This is a genomic window from Klebsiella sp. P1CD1, from assembly GCF_003790505.1.
Taxonomy (GTDB): domain Bacteria; phylum Pseudomonadota; class Gammaproteobacteria; order Enterobacterales; family Enterobacteriaceae; genus Klebsiella; species Klebsiella variicola.
In genome coordinates this window covers 3,042,230-3,056,913 of record NZ_CP033631.1, presented here as the reverse complement: position 1 = coordinate 3,056,913, position 14,684 = coordinate 3,042,230, and the positions used below count along the sequence as shown (strand labels likewise).

The following is a 14,684-nucleotide window of genomic DNA, read 5'->3' as shown; positions in this document are numbered from 1 at the left end:
TCAGTAATGCTGGGCGTGGAGCCAGCAAAAGCGTTAATCCATCATAGAATTAACATATCCTATTTTCATCATCGGCAGCATAATTTTTCAAATGCTTCTCAACGCTGGCTAACCGGTTTCCCGGTATGGAGATTTGTGCTTCAATGGGCAGGCAGAAATCCTCGAAGCATCATCGGTAATATTCCCCGTCAGGAGGTAAGTTTGCACATTGATACCCATCGTTTGCATCTTCGCCCGGTCATGGCTTCCGATGTCGACGATCTGTACCGAATTTATGGCGATCCCGCGACCAATACCTTCAACCCCGCAGGACCGTACCCGAATATAGACTATGCGGAAGTCGTCCTGCGGCGCTGGCTCGCGCACTGGCAAACGCACGGATTCGGAAACTGGGCAATATCAATGCGCAATACCCCTGAACACATCATTGGCTTTGGTGGCGTCAGTCTACGCAGTTATAACGATGTCACCATTAACAATCTTGGATATCGGTTTTCTACTGAGGCATGGGGAAAAGGCCTGGCCACCGAGTTTGCGATTGGCGCGATGAGATATGGCTTCGAGGTGCTTAAACTTGCGGAGATGTCAGCGGTTGTCCGGGCTAACCATCTGGCTTCGCAGAAAGTTCTCGAGAAAGCCGGGATGAGGTACATTAACGATATTGCTGATATAAAAGATGCGCCGCCAAGCCTGCTTTATTCATTGACGTTAAACGAGTGGTTAAGCCAGATCAGTGGCTGTACATAACGTTTAGGTTAACCCTGGCGACGGGTAATGACGCGGTCGCCTTGGGGGTCTTTCCGGCAAACCTGCTGGCTTGCCCACGAAGATACTCTTAGACATCCGCCCCCAATTTTATGCTGGTATTATGGGAGTAACCGCTGCGCGTCACGCCTGCTTTACCCCATACAGCGATGTGCTTTTTATTAGCTAAATGCGCACGTAATAATAAAAATAATTTCTTCAGCTTTATTCATTTTCAGAATTATCGCACAAGGTCTTACCTTAATCTGAAATGGCTGAGGGATAGTTGTTTTTGAAAACTTATACCCCGTATTATTTGATAATCATCTTTATCTCTGAAAAGGTCGTGTATGAGTAATTTTGTGCTATTAGCCCTGGCGGTGGTGTTATTGTTAACATCATTATTTTGTGGTCTGTCATATGTTAAAGACAGAAGGAAGCTTAAGATGCGTTTTAACAAAACCCGGCGTTAATGGGTTGCTATTGAGGATAGCGCAAGAGCGATGGCCGAGAATCGCGCCAGCTCTTGCTTAGTATCAATCTGGAATTTTTTCATGATGTTTATTTTGTGTGAAAAAACCGTCTTATGGCTGATGCCCAGCTCTTGCGCTATCTGTTGATTGTTCATTCCCGTTTTTATCGCATCGATAATATAAAGCTGCGATTTGGTCAATGTTAGTCGCGGGCATTTAAGGCAGCGTCTGCTGTCTTTTTCCGCCCCCCCAGCGACGGGTTTACTTAATGCCGTCAGGCGGTTTGCAATTTGCTTTTTAATGCTGCGGAGATCGGCGTTGATACTGATAAAACAGGCATCACGCAGACAAAGCGGCAAACGGTCAACCCGGGCACAGCTGTCGCTGGGGACAAAAACAAAGACAGGCGTCTGTTGCGGTATCTTCTTGAAGTACGGGTGACACAGGTAATGTTCACCGGTTTCCATTTCCGTAAAAAGCACATCAGTCTGGCTAATGATGTCAGATGAATATTCGTGAAGGGAAAAGGGCGTACAGATATTTTCTTCGATTGCGATCTCGATCAGTAGCTCGCAAATTCCCCGCTTCAGATAAATATTTTCAGTGTTAATTAAAAAATCAGGCATAGTGATGATGAACGCGAAATGGATTAAGGTTGATAAAATTCTTTGAAGCAAATTTGTTTTGCGAATATGGGCTTAGGATATTTCTAATAACAAACAAAAGCAATAAGTCCAAAATTGGACTTATTGCTGTGCGGATGATATAAGATTTTTAAAATCAGTGAGTTACGTATATTGGCCGCATAGAAGTTGTCGGCAATTTGGCACAAACTGCTTAAATTGCTTATATTGCATGCGTTAATTCTGGTCTCAAATATATTAATCAAAGTAATTTATTCACTGTGTGAATTGCTATTTCAAAAATACGTTGTGCAGGCGCGGATCCTCGATGAGATCGCGCCTGAGCGAAGCCAGGGGTTGTCTTTGACAAAAAGGGAGCGAGGTATTGTCCCGCCGCTGCGGAGGGTGAACAGCAACGGCGTACAAAAGAATCAGTTATCGGGGTTGTTGGAAATGCCTTTCCAGACCATCCCCAGGCCGAGCAACATCGACGCGAAGAGGGCGAACAGGGTGGTGGAGATAAAAATACCGGTCATGGTGGTGCCTCAGAAAGTGCGTATGCAGGTTATTAGGCACGGGACGGCGAGAAAGGTTCCTTGCAGGGCTGACTATTTTTCCGTCAGGGTTTGCCGGCTGATGCCAGCAAGGTAATGGCTTGTCAGCGCGCCTCGGGCGGCGGAGCGAGCCGCTGGTGAGGAACGCGCTTATCACTGCAGTCGTAAAGGGCAAAACGGACGGTGGGGGTGGTGGCACGGTCCGGGCGTTGACATCCCTTTGAACAAGTTATATATACATGTCGCTTCTGTTTATTGAATGTTAAACAGCATCAGTTATGGGACTCAGAAGCGCCACTGCCCCCGCCGTCGGGCGGGGGTCACTCTGCCACCCGGCCTGGTTATTTTTTCCTGTGGCGAGTGATAAAAAATTTTATTTTCGCTCTTGAAAAATGCACTGCAGATATTATTTTATATAGCGGACAAGCAATGCTTGCCTTTATGTTGAGCTTTTGAATGGATATTCAGGAGGTTAATTATGGCACTCAAAACCTTGTCAGCACTCCCTGTTTTCGCTGATTCTCTTTTTGCCGATCGTTTCAACCGCATTGACCGTCTTTTCAGCCAGTTAACTGGCGATACGCCGGTGGGCGCCTTGCCGGCCTATGATTTGCAGAAAATAGATGACAGTAATTTCCTGCTCAGCGTCAGCGTGCCCGGCTGGAAAGATGAGGAACTGGAAATAGAGACCGTCGGCGGTAATCTGCATATTACCGGCAAACGTGGAGAAACTGATCCCGGGACCGACGGTAGCCAGCGCTGGATATATAAAGGCATCCGCCGCGCTGATTTCCAGCTGAGTTTCTCGCTTCCTGAACATGCCCAGATTAATCAGGCACAGCTGGATAGTGGGATCTTAAAGGTGACTATCCATCAGGAGATCCCGGAAAGCGAAAAACCGCGCAAAATTGCCATTGAGAGTCACGGCCGGGTGATTGAACACAAGGTCTGATTCGGCGACAGTTCAGACGAGTATTCGCTAAGGCCCGCGCAGCGGGCCTTTATTTTTCCACCCGAACTGACGCGATCGGTCTACTGCCGACGAGAGAAATCGATATGCTATTCTTTTAACTGGCGCGATGCTGCTGTTATTCCTTTGATATTTTGTGAGGGGTCTGAATGACAGACGAGATGAGTTACGATGCAAAACCGACCTCAGCGCTAACGGCGGAAGTGGCTCAGATGCTGGTTGCTCGGGGCTGGCGGCTAACCACGGCAGAGTCCTGCACCGGGGGCAATCTGGCGGCGGCGCTCTGTGCTCAGGCGGATACCGCGGCGTTTTATGATACCGGCGTCGTCACTTTCAGCGATGAAGCCAAACGAAACGTGCTGCAGGTTCGTGCGGAAACCCTGGCGGTACACAGCGCCGTCAGCGAAGCGTGCGTCCAGGAGATGTCGGCCGGTATTCTGGCAATGGCTGACGCCGATATCGCCATCGCCATCAGCGGCTACGCGGGACCGGAGGGCGGGGAAGATGGTACCCCCGCCGGCACGGTATGGTTTGCCTGGAATTTTCGCGGCCAGACTGAAACCAAACGGATGTGCTTTGCCGGCGACTGTGAGACCGTGGTGGCGAAAGCGGTACGATATGCCCTGGCGGCACTGAGCGAAAAGCTTGCCCACTGGCAATGACGATGCCCGGGTGCGCGTCCTTACAGGTCCGTTGCCTGGCGCGCTACCGGCCAGCAGATCTCCCCGATGCCGTTAAGGCAGGGTCGGGAAAAGAGAAATCCCTGAAACAGGCGAATGCCTACCGACTGCAGCCAGCACCACTCCTCAATGGTTTCGACGCCCTCGGCGACCACGGTGATGCCGAGATCTTCACAGCAGCGCACGACCGAGGCGACAATCGCCTGTTTGGTGCCGCTAATATGAATATCGCGCACCAGCTCCGCATCCACTTTGATTTTATCAGGCTGAAAGCGGGTCAGGAGCGACAGACCGGAGTAACCGGCGCCAAAATCGTCGATGGCCAGTTTCATGCCGGCCACGCGCAGCGCTTTGAGTACTTTGCGGAACTGGTCGAAACAGGAGATAACCTCCGTCTCAGTCACCTCGATCAAGACCTGTTCTGGCCTGAGACCTGCCGCCAGCAGGTTGTCCATCAGCCAGCCTACGGCGTCAGGATGGTTATACAGCGAGCCTGGCAGCAGGTTGACCGCCAGTTGCTGTTTGCCGAGCGGAAGGCGGGCGGCGAGAGAGAAGGCAAACGCTTTGCTCTCAAGGTCGAAACGGTAGCGATCTTCCGCCGCAATGGCGGCAAACATTTCCACGGGTGAGCCGCCGGTTGGGCTGCGGATCAGGGCTTCAAAGGAAGAGACCCGCCTTTTGGCCGGCTCGACGATGGCCTGCAGAGCGAACTGGCAGGGCTGATCCGTCAGGTTGCGCGGCGAGGCATTGCCCACTGCGGGAGTCATCGACCAGCGAGAAGGCTGCAGAGACTCGGGCAGGCAATAGCGCCCGCCGTCGGCGATAAAGGCGCTAATCAGTCTGAACATGCGGTCATTGATCGGCTCAGTTTCACCAAAGGTGCTGAAGCGCAGGATCTCTTCTACCGCAGCATCATTCTCATGATAGCGGAGATCCAACATCCGCATACCGACGTCCCGAAAACGGCGATAGGCCGAGTAGTCGCGCATCAGCTCCACCACGTCGCGATGGCGGGGGTCGCATTGTATTGCGCTGAATAACGACTCGAGGATTTCCTCATTTCCTTCCAGCACCTGGAAGAACTGCTGGCCATTAAACAGCAGAATGCCGGTTATCCCGAGGGGCATATTTTTTCCGCTGGCGCGATGAATAAGGGCGTCAAGATCGGTCAGTGGCCGGGCTGGATCAACCTGGCTGCGGTAAATCAGGGTGGTTAGCATAGTCATTCCGTTCGCTGTGGCAGGGTGCGATGGCCTGTACAGAGCGTAAAAAGGGAGGTTTGGCTTTGTCCACAAGGAGGAAGCCCGCTTTTCTGACATTCAACCAACCGTGATGTCCGCTACGCGGAACGGGATATTCACATGGTGATTCCTTTCACTCTACAGGGAATCGGATGTTTAGCTATCTTTTTCTCACTATCGTTGCTAAAAGACAATAACAGGCCATACATTTCGTCTAAAACTCGGGGGCGGAGACTGAACTTAGCGATTAAATAATGGCTGTCAGGAATTATCCTACCACGCTATGACGTGTTCTGGAAAAAAAGAAATGAGCTTGCATGGATAATATGAGGTCAATATTATCTATGCCAATCAAATTCTTTTTATTTTTCGAGGTTGTCATGGGTGATTTGCTTATTGTTTTATGTTTGATTTTTTGCCCCATTATTTCTTTGTGGAGCGGTATTTCCTATATTAAAGAGAGGCGTAAAAGACGTTATGTCTTCCGTTCCAGAAGATAATGAGTTAGCATAATAATATTTTACGAGGTTAACGTCTGGCGAGTATCTGGACAAGATTGTTGAATTGCTGACGACTCTTTAAATGGAACTTATTCATAATGTTCTTTTTATGCGAATGGATCGTTTTGTGACTAATTTTTAGTACAGTGGCCACTTCATGCGGGCTCAGGCCAATGCTGAACGCGTAGATGACTTTGGTTTGCGCGTCGCTCAATGACTTACAGGGACAATTTATGCAGCGACGCAGACGATTAAAGGGAGAGCCATGCTGTTCCGTTAAGGGGCGTTGAATTGCATGACCTATCACCTCCTTAAGAAGATGAACGGCGGTGTGCGGGTGTATAAATACCGCATGCTTAAAACAGTTGGGTAAGTGATCGATGACGGTAACCTCTTCATCATTCAGGAAAATAAAAAGTTGATAATTCTCTGTAGCGTGCTGTAAAAGTTCATGGCATAAGTACCATTCTCCCGCCACCATTTCCGTGAATATGACATCGGCTTGTGCAATCGACGCCGGCTTCCATTGCTGAGAAAACTGATAATGCGATCGCTCGCACGCCTGTATCGTTTCATTGACCAGTTCGGCAATCACGACCCGCAGATAGTGATTTTTTATATTGAACAAAAAATTCGTCATATAACTTCCCTGTTGGGTATTAAAATGATATCAGGATAAATTAAAACATATAATGGCAATGCGCCGAATATTTTTAGACGAGATAATCTAAGGGATGTTTTACACTAATGCAATATTCGCAGGAGAAAGTGGGATAACGGCAGATGAGCATACGAAAGTTCCTAATAAACAAAACGTTAAGCATATGTCTGTTAGGGTTTTTCACTGATAATTATTTTTTTATTTTTGCCGTGCATAAAAAGCTTAGTGCTGTCCGCCACCTGTTGTTAAAATTAGAGGAGGATAAGACTACAGGAAGTATGCGGTATCTATGAAGCAGATGCTCTATTTAAAAATGCTGGCGTGGCTGGAAGATAATATCTACTGTAACCCGTCTATCGATGACCTGGCGCAGTATATGGGGTATTCGCGCCGGTTTGTCTATGAGGTGTTTTATCAGTATGGTCAGTTACCCATCGGGCAGTATATCCGGCTGCGGCGGTTGACCATCGCGGCGGTGAGTCTGCGATTAACACGGCAACCGATCGCCGCCATTGCCTGGCAGTTAAGCTATGACTCGCCGCAGACTTTTTCCCGGGAGTTTAAGAAGCGCTTCTCGCTCTCGCCACGGGAATACCGTTGCGCCGTGCACTGGGACACGGCTTTGCTGTTAAAGAAATTCGACCCGGAGGGTGAGAGCCTGCCTCAGGCCCGTTTCTGTTCACTGCCCGAGAGGGTCTATCGTGGCTCTCCAATGAAGTATGAGCAGCGCCTGTCGGATATGGTATTGCAAAGCACGTCGAAGACGGCTGTCAGACAAAAGGTTGACCGTTTTTTTACCGCCGGCGGTGGCCGTCTCTCTGTGTTATCCGATTATTATGCGGCGAGAAACAATGAGCTTAACGTCGAGGTTAACGCTTTTGTCGGTTGTCATCGGGAGCGAGGGGCGCTGCCCGCGCTGACGACGAACAGCACGTTGACGACAAGGCCTGGGCTGTATGTTGGCGTTGAATTCTATGGCAGTTGGGCGCGTTACGCCCGTTTATCCAGCGATCTGTATATGGAGTTGCTGCCAGCGCTGGGAGCAAGCCGCCGGGAGGGAGTCGACATTGAATGCTTTCTCGAGCGTCATACGGAAGGTGGGCCAGCGGCGGAAAGGCGCTATCGCGTACGCTATTTTATTCCTGTGACGCTGTCTGGTGAGGTGACAGCGCGGCCAGCGCCCGGCTAACTGACAAATGACAAATAAAGGTGGCCCGGTGGCCACCTTTCACGAATATCACAACACAAACCACAGCAGCCAGGTGATCAGAAAGCCCGTCACCCCCATGATGGTCGTCAATACGGTCCAGGTTTTTAACCCGTCCGGCACCGAGAGCCCGAGATAGCGCGTGACGACCCAGAACCCGGCATCGTTGACGTGCGATAACCCGAGCGAGCCGAAGCAAGTCGCCAGCGTCACCAGCACCAGCTGAATCGGATCCAGCCCGATGACCGCCTGAGACAGCAGACCGGAGGTGGTGAGGATCGCCACGGTGGCCGATCCCTGCGAGGCCCGGAGTACCAGCGAGAGCAGGAAGGCGGCGGGCATCAGCGGCAGATGAATTGTCTCCAGCGCCTCGGCTAAGGCATTGCCGATGCCGGAGGCGACCAGTACGCCGCCAAAGGCGCCGCCGGCGCCGGCGACGAGGATCACGTCCGCCGACGAGGGGATCGCGCTGCCGGTGACTTCGCCCAGCTTTTTCAGGCTCATCCGCCGACGGATGCCCAGCGTCCAGCTGGCCAGGCCCAGGGAGATCAACAGGGCGACCGGTGGAGTACCAATGACGGTCATCAGCTGGCGAACCGCGTTTTCCGGCAGCAGCAGTGCCTGACACAGCGTCCCGGAAACAATCAGCATAATGGGCACCACGATCAGTCCACCGATAACCAGCGCATTCGGCGGCGGCAGACGGGTCTGCTGCGCGTTAACGGAGAGGTCCGGCACTTCAGCTGTTTGCTGCTGTTCCAGCACGTTAATCGACAGATGATAATGGCGCCGATTGATAAACCGGGCGACAAAATAACCCACGATACCAACGACTATCGATACTCCAATCCCCGCCAGCATCAGCCAGCCCACATCGCTATGCAGAATGCCTGCCGCGGCCGCTGCGCCAGGGTGGGTGGGCAGCGCGACGTGCACGGTTAACATCACTCCGGCCATCGGCAGGCCAAACTTCAGCGGCGACACGTGGGCGACTTTGCTGAAGCCGTAAATTAACGGAATGATGATGATAAAGCCGACTTCAAAAAAGACCGGCGTGCCGAGAATAAAAGCCACGATGGTTAAGGCGGCAATGGTCCGTTTTGCGCCCAGTACGCCGGTCAACGTTTTCGCCAGCGATTCGGCGCCGCCGGACATTTCAATCAGCACCCCCAGCATTGAGCCCAGAATAATAATGCTGGCGATGTGACCAAGCAGGCCGCCCATGCCTTTTTCAATGGTGGTAATAATTTTATCTGCCGGAATGCCGGTGGCGAATGCCACCAGCAGGCTGACGATCAGGAGCGCCACAAAAGGATGCGCTTTCGCCTTGATCACCAACAGGAGCAACAGCACTACGCTGGCTAACGCAATAAGTAACAGCGCCGATGTCGACATAGGTTTGCCTCGGGTATTAACAGGTGTACAGAGAGTTATTTTTTTAGAAAACGGTGTTTATTTTTTCCGGTAGGGCGAGAACCACCCCAGCCCGGAAAGCGTGTCTGCTCGGGGGATATATTCGCAGCCGATCCAGCCGTCATAACCGGTTTTATCCAGTAGCGCATAGAGCCACGGATAGTTTATTTCGCCCTCATCCGGTTCATGACGGTCGGGCAGGGAGGCAATCTGAATATGGCGATACTGGCCGGCATATTCGGTAATGAGATGGCTTAAATTGCCGTCCACCTTCTGCGCGTGAAACAGATCTAACTGCACCGAGACGTTCGGCCTGTCGACCCGTTTCACCATCTCCAGCGTTTGATATTGGCTGTGGTAGAGATAGCCCGGTTTGGTCTGGGGATTCAGCGCTTCGATGAGTATCCGCTTGTCGTGGCGGGCAAAGCACTCCGCCGCGTAGCGCAGATTATCGATAAGCACGGCCTCGCAGGCTGCGCGATCCATCCCCGGCTGTACCACGCCGGCCATGAGATGCACCTGCGGGCAATCCAGCTGGCAGGCATACTCCAGCGCCAGCTGGATCTGCTGGCGGGCCTCGGCGCTTCTGCCTGGCACCGCGGCGAGCCCCCATTCTCCGGCGTTGACGTCGCCGGGTGGGGTATTGAACAGCACCAGCTGCAGCTGGTTCTCCTGCAGGCGCTGTTTAATTTCCCCGGCCTCATACTCATAGGGAAACAGAAACTCCACGGCTTCAAAACCCGCGCGGGCAGCGGCGGCGAACCGGTCCAGGAACGGCAGTTCAGTAAACAGCATGGTTAAATTAGCAGCAAATTTTGGCATGGTTTTATCTCAGTTCATCCACTTCGTCAGTGGTCAGGTAGCGGATCTCACGGTTGCCGAGGGTAAATATCAGCCGCGCGGTCTCTTCCAGCTCTTCGGTATTGTTGGTGGCTTCGCGCAGCGATGAGCCGGTGACCACCGGACCGTGGTTGGCCAGTAAAAAGGCGTTATAGCGGGGCGCCAGACCGGCCAGTGCCTGGGCAATACGGTCATCGCCCGGCCGGTAGTAGGGAACCACCGGGACGTCGCCGACACGCATCACCACATAGGGGGTAAAGGGACGAATACAGTTGTGCGGATCGAGCCCCTGCAGGCAGGAGAGCGCGGTCAGATAGTGGCTGTGCAAGTGGACGATCGCCTTGCAGGCCGGGTTGTGCAAATAGACCGCCCGGTGAAAAGTGACCTCTTTCGACGGTTTGTCGCCGGAGAGCCATTCACCTTGCAGCGTCACCACCGACAACCGCTGCGCCTGCAGTTCGCCGAGGCAGGAGCCGGTCGGCGTCGCCAGCAGGTTGCCGTCCGGCAGCAGCAGCGACAGATTGCCGGCGGAGCCGGTGGCATAGCCGCGGCTAAACAACGAGGCGCCAATCTGCACCATTTCATCTCGCAGCTGTTGCTCAGTCATGACGAAACTCCTGCTGGGCACGGGCAAAGAAGTGGATATCGCCGAAGTTACCTGACTTCAGCGCCAGGGAGAGCGGCTGGCGGGTGTCACGCACCCAGGGCACCCCGGGGGAGATGGTCGGCCCAATATGGAACGCCTCGACCCCCAGCGTCTGCGCCACAATGCTCGATGTTTCCCCTCCGGCCACAATAAACCGGGTAAATCCTTTCGCCTTCAGGGCGGCGGCAAGGGCGGCAAACAGCTGTTCCACCCGTTCGCTGCTGGCCTTGTCGCCATACTGCGCCTGGATCCGCTGCAGCGTTTGCGGCTCGGTGGTGGCATAGATCATCGGCGCCAGCGGCGCATCGCGCTGCGCGTCCACCCAGTCAGTCAGCGTCCTGACGTAGCTCTCCAGATCGGTAAAACAGGCGCTTAAGTCGACGGCGCGGGCGGGGGCCTGTTCACGATAGGCCGCCACCTGGCTGTTGGTCATCACCGAGCAGGAGCCCGAGAGCACCACCGCCGGGCCGGCCAGCGGCATGCCCGCCTGAGCGCTTTCACCCCTGGCGCCATGGCGTTGCGCCCAGTCGCGGGCGAGGCCGATGGCGAGACCGGAACCGCCGGAGACCAGCTTCATCTCTCGCAGCGCCACGCCCTGGGTGAGCAAATCCTGTTCACTGAGGGCGTCGAGCACCACATAGCTCACCGCCGGATCGCTGATTGTCGCCAGCGCGGTGGCGACCGCCTCCGGCCCCCGGGCGACAATCGGCCAGGCAATCAGCGCGGCTTTTCCGCGCCCCTGGCGCTCAATTAAGCGGCCCAGGTGCGCATCCTCCATCGGCGTCACCGGATGGTGGCGCATCCCGGACTCATTCAGCAGTTGCTCGCCGACAAACAGATACCCCTGATAGACCGTGCGGCCGTTCACCGGCAGCGCCGGGGAAATCACCGTCCGCCTCTCACCCAGCTCGGCCAGCAGGGCGTCCAGCACCGGGCCAATGTTGCCCTGCGCGGTGCTGTCGAACGTGGAACAGTACTTGAAGTAGAATTGCTGACAGCCCTGGGCCTGCAGCCAGCGCAGGGCGGCCAGCGACTGGCTGACGGCCATTTCCACCGGGCAGGAGCGGGTTTTCAGGCTGATGACCACCGCCTCGCTGGTCAGCGGAAGATCGCGGGTCGGCACGCCATTCAGTTGCACCGTCGGCATGCCGTTGCGCACGAGAAAGCTGGCGATATCCGTGGCGCCGGTGAAGTCATCGGCAATGACACCAAGCTGCATGTTATCTCTCCTCACTGTTTGTGGCCCGGCAGGGTGATGCCGTTGAAAATCTTGATCACCGCGCTGTCATCTTCCCGGCCGAATCCGGCATTGCTGGCGGAGGTGAACATATTTAGCGCGGTGGTGGCGAGCGGCAGCGGGAAGGTCAGCGCCCGGGCGGTGTCATTCACCAGACCGAGATCTTTGACAAAAATATCGACGGCGGATTTTGGCGAGTAATCGCCATCCAGGACGTGCTGCATGCGATTCTCAAACATCCAGGAATTACCCGCCGCGTGCGTCACCACGTCATACATCGTCTCCAGCGGGATCCCGGCGCGGGCGGCAAGCGCCATCGCTTCGGCGGCAACAGCGATATGCACCCCAGCCAGCAGCTGATGAATAATCTTTACCGTCGAGCCAAGGCCGATGTCGCTGCCGATGCGGTAGACTTTGCCGGCCACGGCGTCCAGTACCGGCGCGAGGCGGGCAAAGGCGGCATCGCTTCCGGAGGCCATCACCGTCATGTCGCCAGCGGCCGCTTTCACTGCGCCGCCCGATACCGGCGCGTCAAGCATCAATAGCTGGTATTCCGCCAGCGCCACGGCTATCGCCTGGGCATCGGCGGAGGCGATGGTGGACGACACCATCACGACGGTGCCGGGTTTCAGATGGGCGGCGAGGCCGGTTTCGCCGAACAGGATCCCCCGCACCTGGGCGGCATTGACCACCAGCAAGACGACCGCATCCAGGTCAGCGGCGAAAGGCACCGCGCTGGGGCCCGCGCCTTTGGCGCCCGCCGCCAGCAGTGCGCGACAGTTGTCGGGGTTGATGTCAACGCCCCAGGTGTTCAGGCCCGCCTGCAGGCAGGCGCGGGCGGCGCCCATGCCCATTGAACCCAGTCCAATCACGCAGACGTTAGTGTGTGCAGCCATGATGGTCTCCTTGTGAATATTCGTTAATTAATGTGATTTAATGATAGAATAAAGCGTTATCATGTGAATTTATGTGAGAGCTATCACGAATAACCCACATGAATATAAAAAATTCACAGGCGGAAAGAGGCTGCACAACGGCGATTCTTGCCCTAAAATAGCGTAAAAACAGCAGCAAAGCGCGATAACAACACAGGGTGTCGCCAGGTCCGCAGCCCGAGTGGTGACGCCTGGTGTGAAAAAATGGTAAGGGGAGAGCGGTGATTCCAATAGAACGACATCAGCGTATTTTAGCCCTGGTGGAGCAGCGTGGGGCGGTAAGCATTAATGAGCTGACGGAGATCCTCGGCGTGTCCCATATGACCATCCGTCGGGACGTCAGTAAACTGGAGGAACAGGGGCTGCTGGTCAGCGTCTCAGGCGGCGTGCGCGCCGTCAACCGGCTGGCCACGGAACCCAGTCATCTGGTGAAAAGCACGCTGCAGAGCGAGGAGAAACAGGCGATTGGCGCGCTGGCGGCGAGTCACATCGCCAAAAACAGCTGTATCTATCTCGATGCCGGGACCACTACCCTGGCGCTGGCGCGGGCGATCCTCGACCGGGATGATCTGCAGGTGGTGACCAATGATTTTGAGATAACCCAACTGCTGATCGATGCCAGCCAGTGCGGCGTGATCCACACCGGCGGCACGCTGTGCCGGGAGAATCGCTCCTGCGTGGGCGAATCGGCGGCGCGAACGTTACGCCACCTGGCTATCGATACGGCCTTTATCTCCGCCAGCGGCTGGGACAGCCGCGGTATTTTCACCCCTGATGAGAACAAGGTTACCGTCAAGGAGACCGTCAGCCAGGTCAGCGCGAGAAGCATCCTGCTGTGCGACAGTTCGAAATACAATCAGGTGGCCACCTTTATGGCGTTACCCTTGACCCGGTTCACCACTATTATTACCGATCGGCATCTGTCCGATGCCGCCGCCAGTCATATCGCCCGGCACGCCTGCGAGGTGCTGCGGGCCGGCTAACGCACGGTACCGCCGGGTTAGCGTTGCCAGTGCTCGATCAGCGCTGCGCCGATCCCGGCGATATGTTGATTACGCTCGGCCATACTCGCCGGGGTATCCCGCAGATAGAGCACCACAATGCGCTCCGGTTTGCCGTCCGGGCCGAGCAGGGCGACAATGCCGCGCGCACCCCGTTCGCCAGCCCCGGTTTTGTCGGCGATAAACCAGCCCGGCGGCAGCACGGCGCGGATCAGCGGGCCGGCAACCCGATCGTCCACCATCCACTGCAGGAGTTGCTGTTGCGAACGGGCGCTCAGATGCTGCGCGGTCAGTAGTTTGCGCAGCGTGGCGGCCATGCTGGCCGGGGTGGTGGTGTCGCGCGCGTCGCCGGGAAGCGCCTCATTCAGTGCCGTTTCCCAGCGGTCAAGACGGGTGACGTTGTCACCGATCTGGCGCAGAAAGGCAGTTAATCCCGCGGGGCCGCCGACGGTGGCCAGCAGCAGATTGCCAGCGCTGTTATCGCTCAGGGTGATGGCGGCGGCGCAGAGTTCGCCGATCGTCATCCCGTCGACAAGGTGTTTTTCGCTGACCGGGGAGTAGTCCACCAGATCCTGCTGGCGGTAGTGGATCCGCCGATCCAGTTGTTCGAGCCCGGCATCCACCCGCGCCAGCACCGCGCCGCACAGCAGCACTTTAAAGGTGCTCACCATGGGAAAGCGTTCATCGGCGCGCCAGGCGGCCAGCGTGCGGCCGCTGGCCAGATCCATTTCCACCATCCCCACGCGGCCCGACAGCTGGCTTTCGCTTTGTTTAATCTGCTCAAGCGGCTGTGGACCGGCGTATACCACCAGTGGCAGGGTGGCTAACAGGGAGATAACACACAGGCGAACATAACGCATAACCGCAATACTTCCTTGAGTGAGGGCCGATAAGGGCGAGCAAAGGGGCGACAAATAAGAATAACCCGGCGTTTTGCTGATTCACAATTCCTCTTTTTT

17 protein-coding genes and 1 pseudogene are annotated in these 14,684 nt (G+C 55.1%); 8 read left to right on the top strand and 10 right to left on the bottom strand.

What is annotated here, in order from left to right; genetic code table 11:
* Positions 1–201: 201 nt before the first annotated feature.
* Positions 202–747: a GNAT family N-acetyltransferase gene (locus DTA24_RS15310; protein WP_038422502.1), complete on the top strand. Its 546-nt coding sequence runs from the start codon at positions 202–204 to the stop codon at positions 745–747.
* Between the two features lie 347 nt (positions 748–1,094).
* Positions 1,095–1,217: a small membrane protein gene (locus tag DTA24_RS29105; RefSeq protein ID WP_016160978.1), complete on the top strand. Its 123-nt coding sequence runs from the start codon at positions 1,095–1,097 to the stop codon at positions 1,215–1,217.
* Here DTA24_RS29105 and DTA24_RS15305 read toward each other — a convergent pair.
* Both DTA24_RS15305 and DTA24_RS29005 read right to left on the bottom strand, forming a co-directional pair.
* Positions 1,214–1,843, bottom strand: a complete 630-nt coding sequence (locus tag DTA24_RS15305; protein WP_012541798.1) for a helix-turn-helix transcriptional regulator — start codon at positions 1,841–1,843, stop codon at positions 1,214–1,216. The genes DTA24_RS29105 and DTA24_RS15305 overlap by 4 nt on opposite strands.
* Before the next feature lie 428 nt (positions 1,844–2,271).
* Positions 2,272–2,367 (bottom strand): YnaM/YnfT family protein, encoded by a 96-nt coding sequence (locus tag DTA24_RS29005; RefSeq protein ID WP_272481883.1) that lies wholly within the window; start codon positions 2,365–2,367, stop codon positions 2,272–2,274.
* On the opposite strand from DTA24_RS29005, the pseudogene DTA24_RS28230 reads away from it, so the two are divergent.
* The 3 genes and pseudogenes from DTA24_RS28230 to DTA24_RS15290 all read left to right on the top strand — a co-directional run.
* A pseudogene (locus tag DTA24_RS28230) lies at positions 2,327–2,419 on the top strand (hypothetical protein); the annotation flags it as partial. The gene DTA24_RS29005 and the pseudogene DTA24_RS28230 overlap by 41 nt on opposite strands.
* 453 nt (positions 2,420–2,872) lie before the next feature.
* Positions 2,873–3,346, top strand: coding sequence for an Hsp20 family protein (locus DTA24_RS15295; RefSeq protein ID WP_040968489.1), 474 nt, complete (start codon positions 2,873–2,875; stop codon positions 3,344–3,346).
* Between the two features lie 167 nt (positions 3,347–3,513).
* On the top strand, positions 3,514–4,026 hold the full coding sequence (locus tag DTA24_RS15290; RefSeq protein ID WP_032739867.1) for a 2-oxo-tetronate isomerase: 513 nt from the start codon (positions 3,514–3,516) through the stop codon (positions 4,024–4,026).
* Between the two features lie 20 nt (positions 4,027–4,046).
* Here DTA24_RS15290 and DTA24_RS15285 read toward each other — a convergent pair whose 3' ends face one another.
* Complete coding sequence (locus DTA24_RS15285) at positions 4,047–5,264, bottom strand: diguanylate phosphodiesterase (protein WP_044649784.1); 1,218 nt, start codon at positions 5,262–5,264, stop codon at positions 4,047–4,049.
* Positions 5,265–5,602: 338 nt separating this feature from the next.
* Between DTA24_RS15285 and DTA24_RS15275 the strand changes: the two genes are divergently transcribed.
* A complete protein-coding gene (locus DTA24_RS15275) occupies positions 5,603–5,785 on the top strand; it encodes a small membrane protein (protein WP_071787621.1) in 183 nt (60 codons plus the stop codon).
* A 28-nt stretch (positions 5,786–5,813) separates the two neighbouring features.
* Here the strand turns inward: DTA24_RS15275 and kbvR are convergent, their stop codons facing one another.
* Complete coding sequence (gene kbvR, locus DTA24_RS15270) at positions 5,814–6,425, bottom strand: LuxR family transcriptional regulator KbvR (protein ID WP_123836930.1); 612 nt, start codon at positions 6,423–6,425, stop codon at positions 5,814–5,816.
* Positions 6,426–6,735: 310 nt separating this feature from the next.
* On the opposite strand from kbvR, the gene DTA24_RS15265 reads away from it, so the two are divergent.
* A complete protein-coding gene (locus DTA24_RS15265; protein ID WP_049156970.1) occupies positions 6,736–7,635 on the top strand; it encodes a helix-turn-helix domain-containing protein in 900 nt (299 codons plus the stop codon).
* A gap of 48 nt (positions 7,636–7,683) precedes the next feature.
* On the opposite strand, the gene DTA24_RS15260 is transcribed toward DTA24_RS15265, so the two are convergent.
* From DTA24_RS15260 to ltnD, 5 genes are read right to left on the bottom strand one after another with little or no spacing between them, the layout of a single operon-like run.
* Complete coding sequence (locus DTA24_RS15260) at positions 7,684–9,048, bottom strand: GntP family transporter (RefSeq protein WP_008804987.1); 1,365 nt, start codon at positions 9,046–9,048, stop codon at positions 7,684–7,686.
* A 57-nt stretch (positions 9,049–9,105) separates the two neighbouring features.
* Positions 9,106–9,888 carry an HPr family phosphocarrier protein gene (locus tag DTA24_RS15255; RefSeq protein WP_049156967.1) on the bottom strand — a complete coding sequence of 261 codons (783 nt, stop codon included), beginning with the start codon at positions 9,886–9,888 and terminating at the stop codon, positions 9,106–9,108.
* A gap of 4 nt (positions 9,889–9,892) precedes the next feature.
* On the bottom strand, positions 9,893–10,513 hold the full coding sequence (locus tag DTA24_RS15250; RefSeq protein WP_008804985.1) for an aldolase: 621 nt from the start codon (positions 10,511–10,513) through the stop codon (positions 9,893–9,895).
* Positions 10,506–11,771: a 3-oxo-tetronate kinase gene (otnK, locus tag DTA24_RS15245; RefSeq protein WP_123836929.1), complete on the bottom strand. Its 1,266-nt coding sequence runs from the start codon at positions 11,769–11,771 to the stop codon at positions 10,506–10,508. Before otnK ends, DTA24_RS15250 begins: the two co-directional genes overlap by 8 nt.
* Before the next feature lie 11 nt (positions 11,772–11,782).
* Positions 11,783–12,685 carry an L-threonate dehydrogenase gene (gene ltnD, locus DTA24_RS15240; protein ID WP_008804983.1) on the bottom strand — a complete coding sequence of 301 codons (903 nt, stop codon included), beginning with the start codon at positions 12,683–12,685 and terminating at the stop codon, positions 11,783–11,785.
* Positions 12,686–12,945: 260 nt separating this feature from the next.
* Between ltnD and DTA24_RS15235 the strand changes: the two genes are divergently transcribed.
* The gene (locus DTA24_RS15235; protein WP_012968281.1) at positions 12,946–13,707 is read left to right on the top strand and encodes a DeoR/GlpR family DNA-binding transcription regulator; all 762 of its coding nucleotides are present in this window, start codon (positions 12,946–12,948) and stop codon (positions 13,705–13,707) included.
* Between the two features lie 17 nt (positions 13,708–13,724).
* On the opposite strand, the gene DTA24_RS15230 is transcribed toward DTA24_RS15235, so the two are convergent.
* Positions 13,725–14,585: a class A beta-lactamase LEN-51 gene (locus DTA24_RS15230; protein WP_123836928.1), complete on the bottom strand. Its 861-nt coding sequence runs from the start codon at positions 14,583–14,585 to the stop codon at positions 13,725–13,727.
* Positions 14,586–14,684 lie beyond the last annotated feature (99 nt).

Bases quoted from the DNA above. Each gene is read 5' to 3' on its own strand.
- DTA24_RS15295 (WP_040968489.1), top strand. From the start codon at position 2,873: ATGGCACTCAAAACCTTGTCAGCACTCCCTGTTTTCGCTGATTCTCTT.
- DTA24_RS15285 (WP_044649784.1), bottom strand. From the start codon at position 5,264: ATGCTAACCACCCTGATTTACCGCAGCCAGGTTGATCCAGCCCGGCCA.
- DTA24_RS15265 (WP_049156970.1), top strand. From the start codon at position 6,736: ATGAAGCAGATGCTCTATTTAAAAATGCTGGCGTGGCTGGAAGATAAT.
- DTA24_RS15290 (WP_032739867.1), top strand. From the start codon at position 3,514: ATGACAGACGAGATGAGTTACGATGCAAAACCGACCTCAGCGCTAACG.
- DTA24_RS15255 (WP_049156967.1), bottom strand. From the start codon at position 9,888: ATGCCAAAATTTGCTGCTAATTTAACCATGCTGTTTACTGAACTGCCG.
- DTA24_RS29105 (WP_016160978.1), top strand. From the start codon at position 1,095: ATGAGTAATTTTGTGCTATTAGCCCTGGCGGTGGTGTTATTGTTAACA.
- otnK (WP_123836929.1), bottom strand. From the start codon at position 11,771: ATGCAGCTTGGTGTCATTGCCGATGACTTCACCGGCGCCACGGATATC.
- DTA24_RS15275 (WP_071787621.1), top strand. From the start codon at position 5,603: ATGGATAATATGAGGTCAATATTATCTATGCCAATCAAATTCTTTTTA.
- DTA24_RS15250 (WP_008804985.1), bottom strand. From the start codon at position 10,513: ATGACTGAGCAACAGCTGCGAGATGAAATGGTGCAGATTGGCGCCTCG.
- DTA24_RS15230 (WP_123836928.1), bottom strand. From the start codon at position 14,585: ATGCGTTATGTTCGCCTGTGTGTTATCTCCCTGTTAGCCACCCTGCCA.
- ltnD (WP_008804983.1), bottom strand. From the start codon at position 12,685: ATGGCTGCACACACTAACGTCTGCGTGATTGGACTGGGTTCAATGGGC.
- DTA24_RS15260 (WP_008804987.1), bottom strand. From the start codon at position 9,048: ATGTCGACATCGGCGCTGTTACTTATTGCGTTAGCCAGCGTAGTGCTG.
- DTA24_RS15305 (WP_012541798.1), bottom strand. From the start codon at position 1,843: ATGCCTGATTTTTTAATTAACACTGAAAATATTTATCTGAAGCGGGGA.
- kbvR (WP_123836930.1), bottom strand. From the start codon at position 6,425: ATGACGAATTTTTTGTTCAATATAAAAAATCACTATCTGCGGGTCGTG.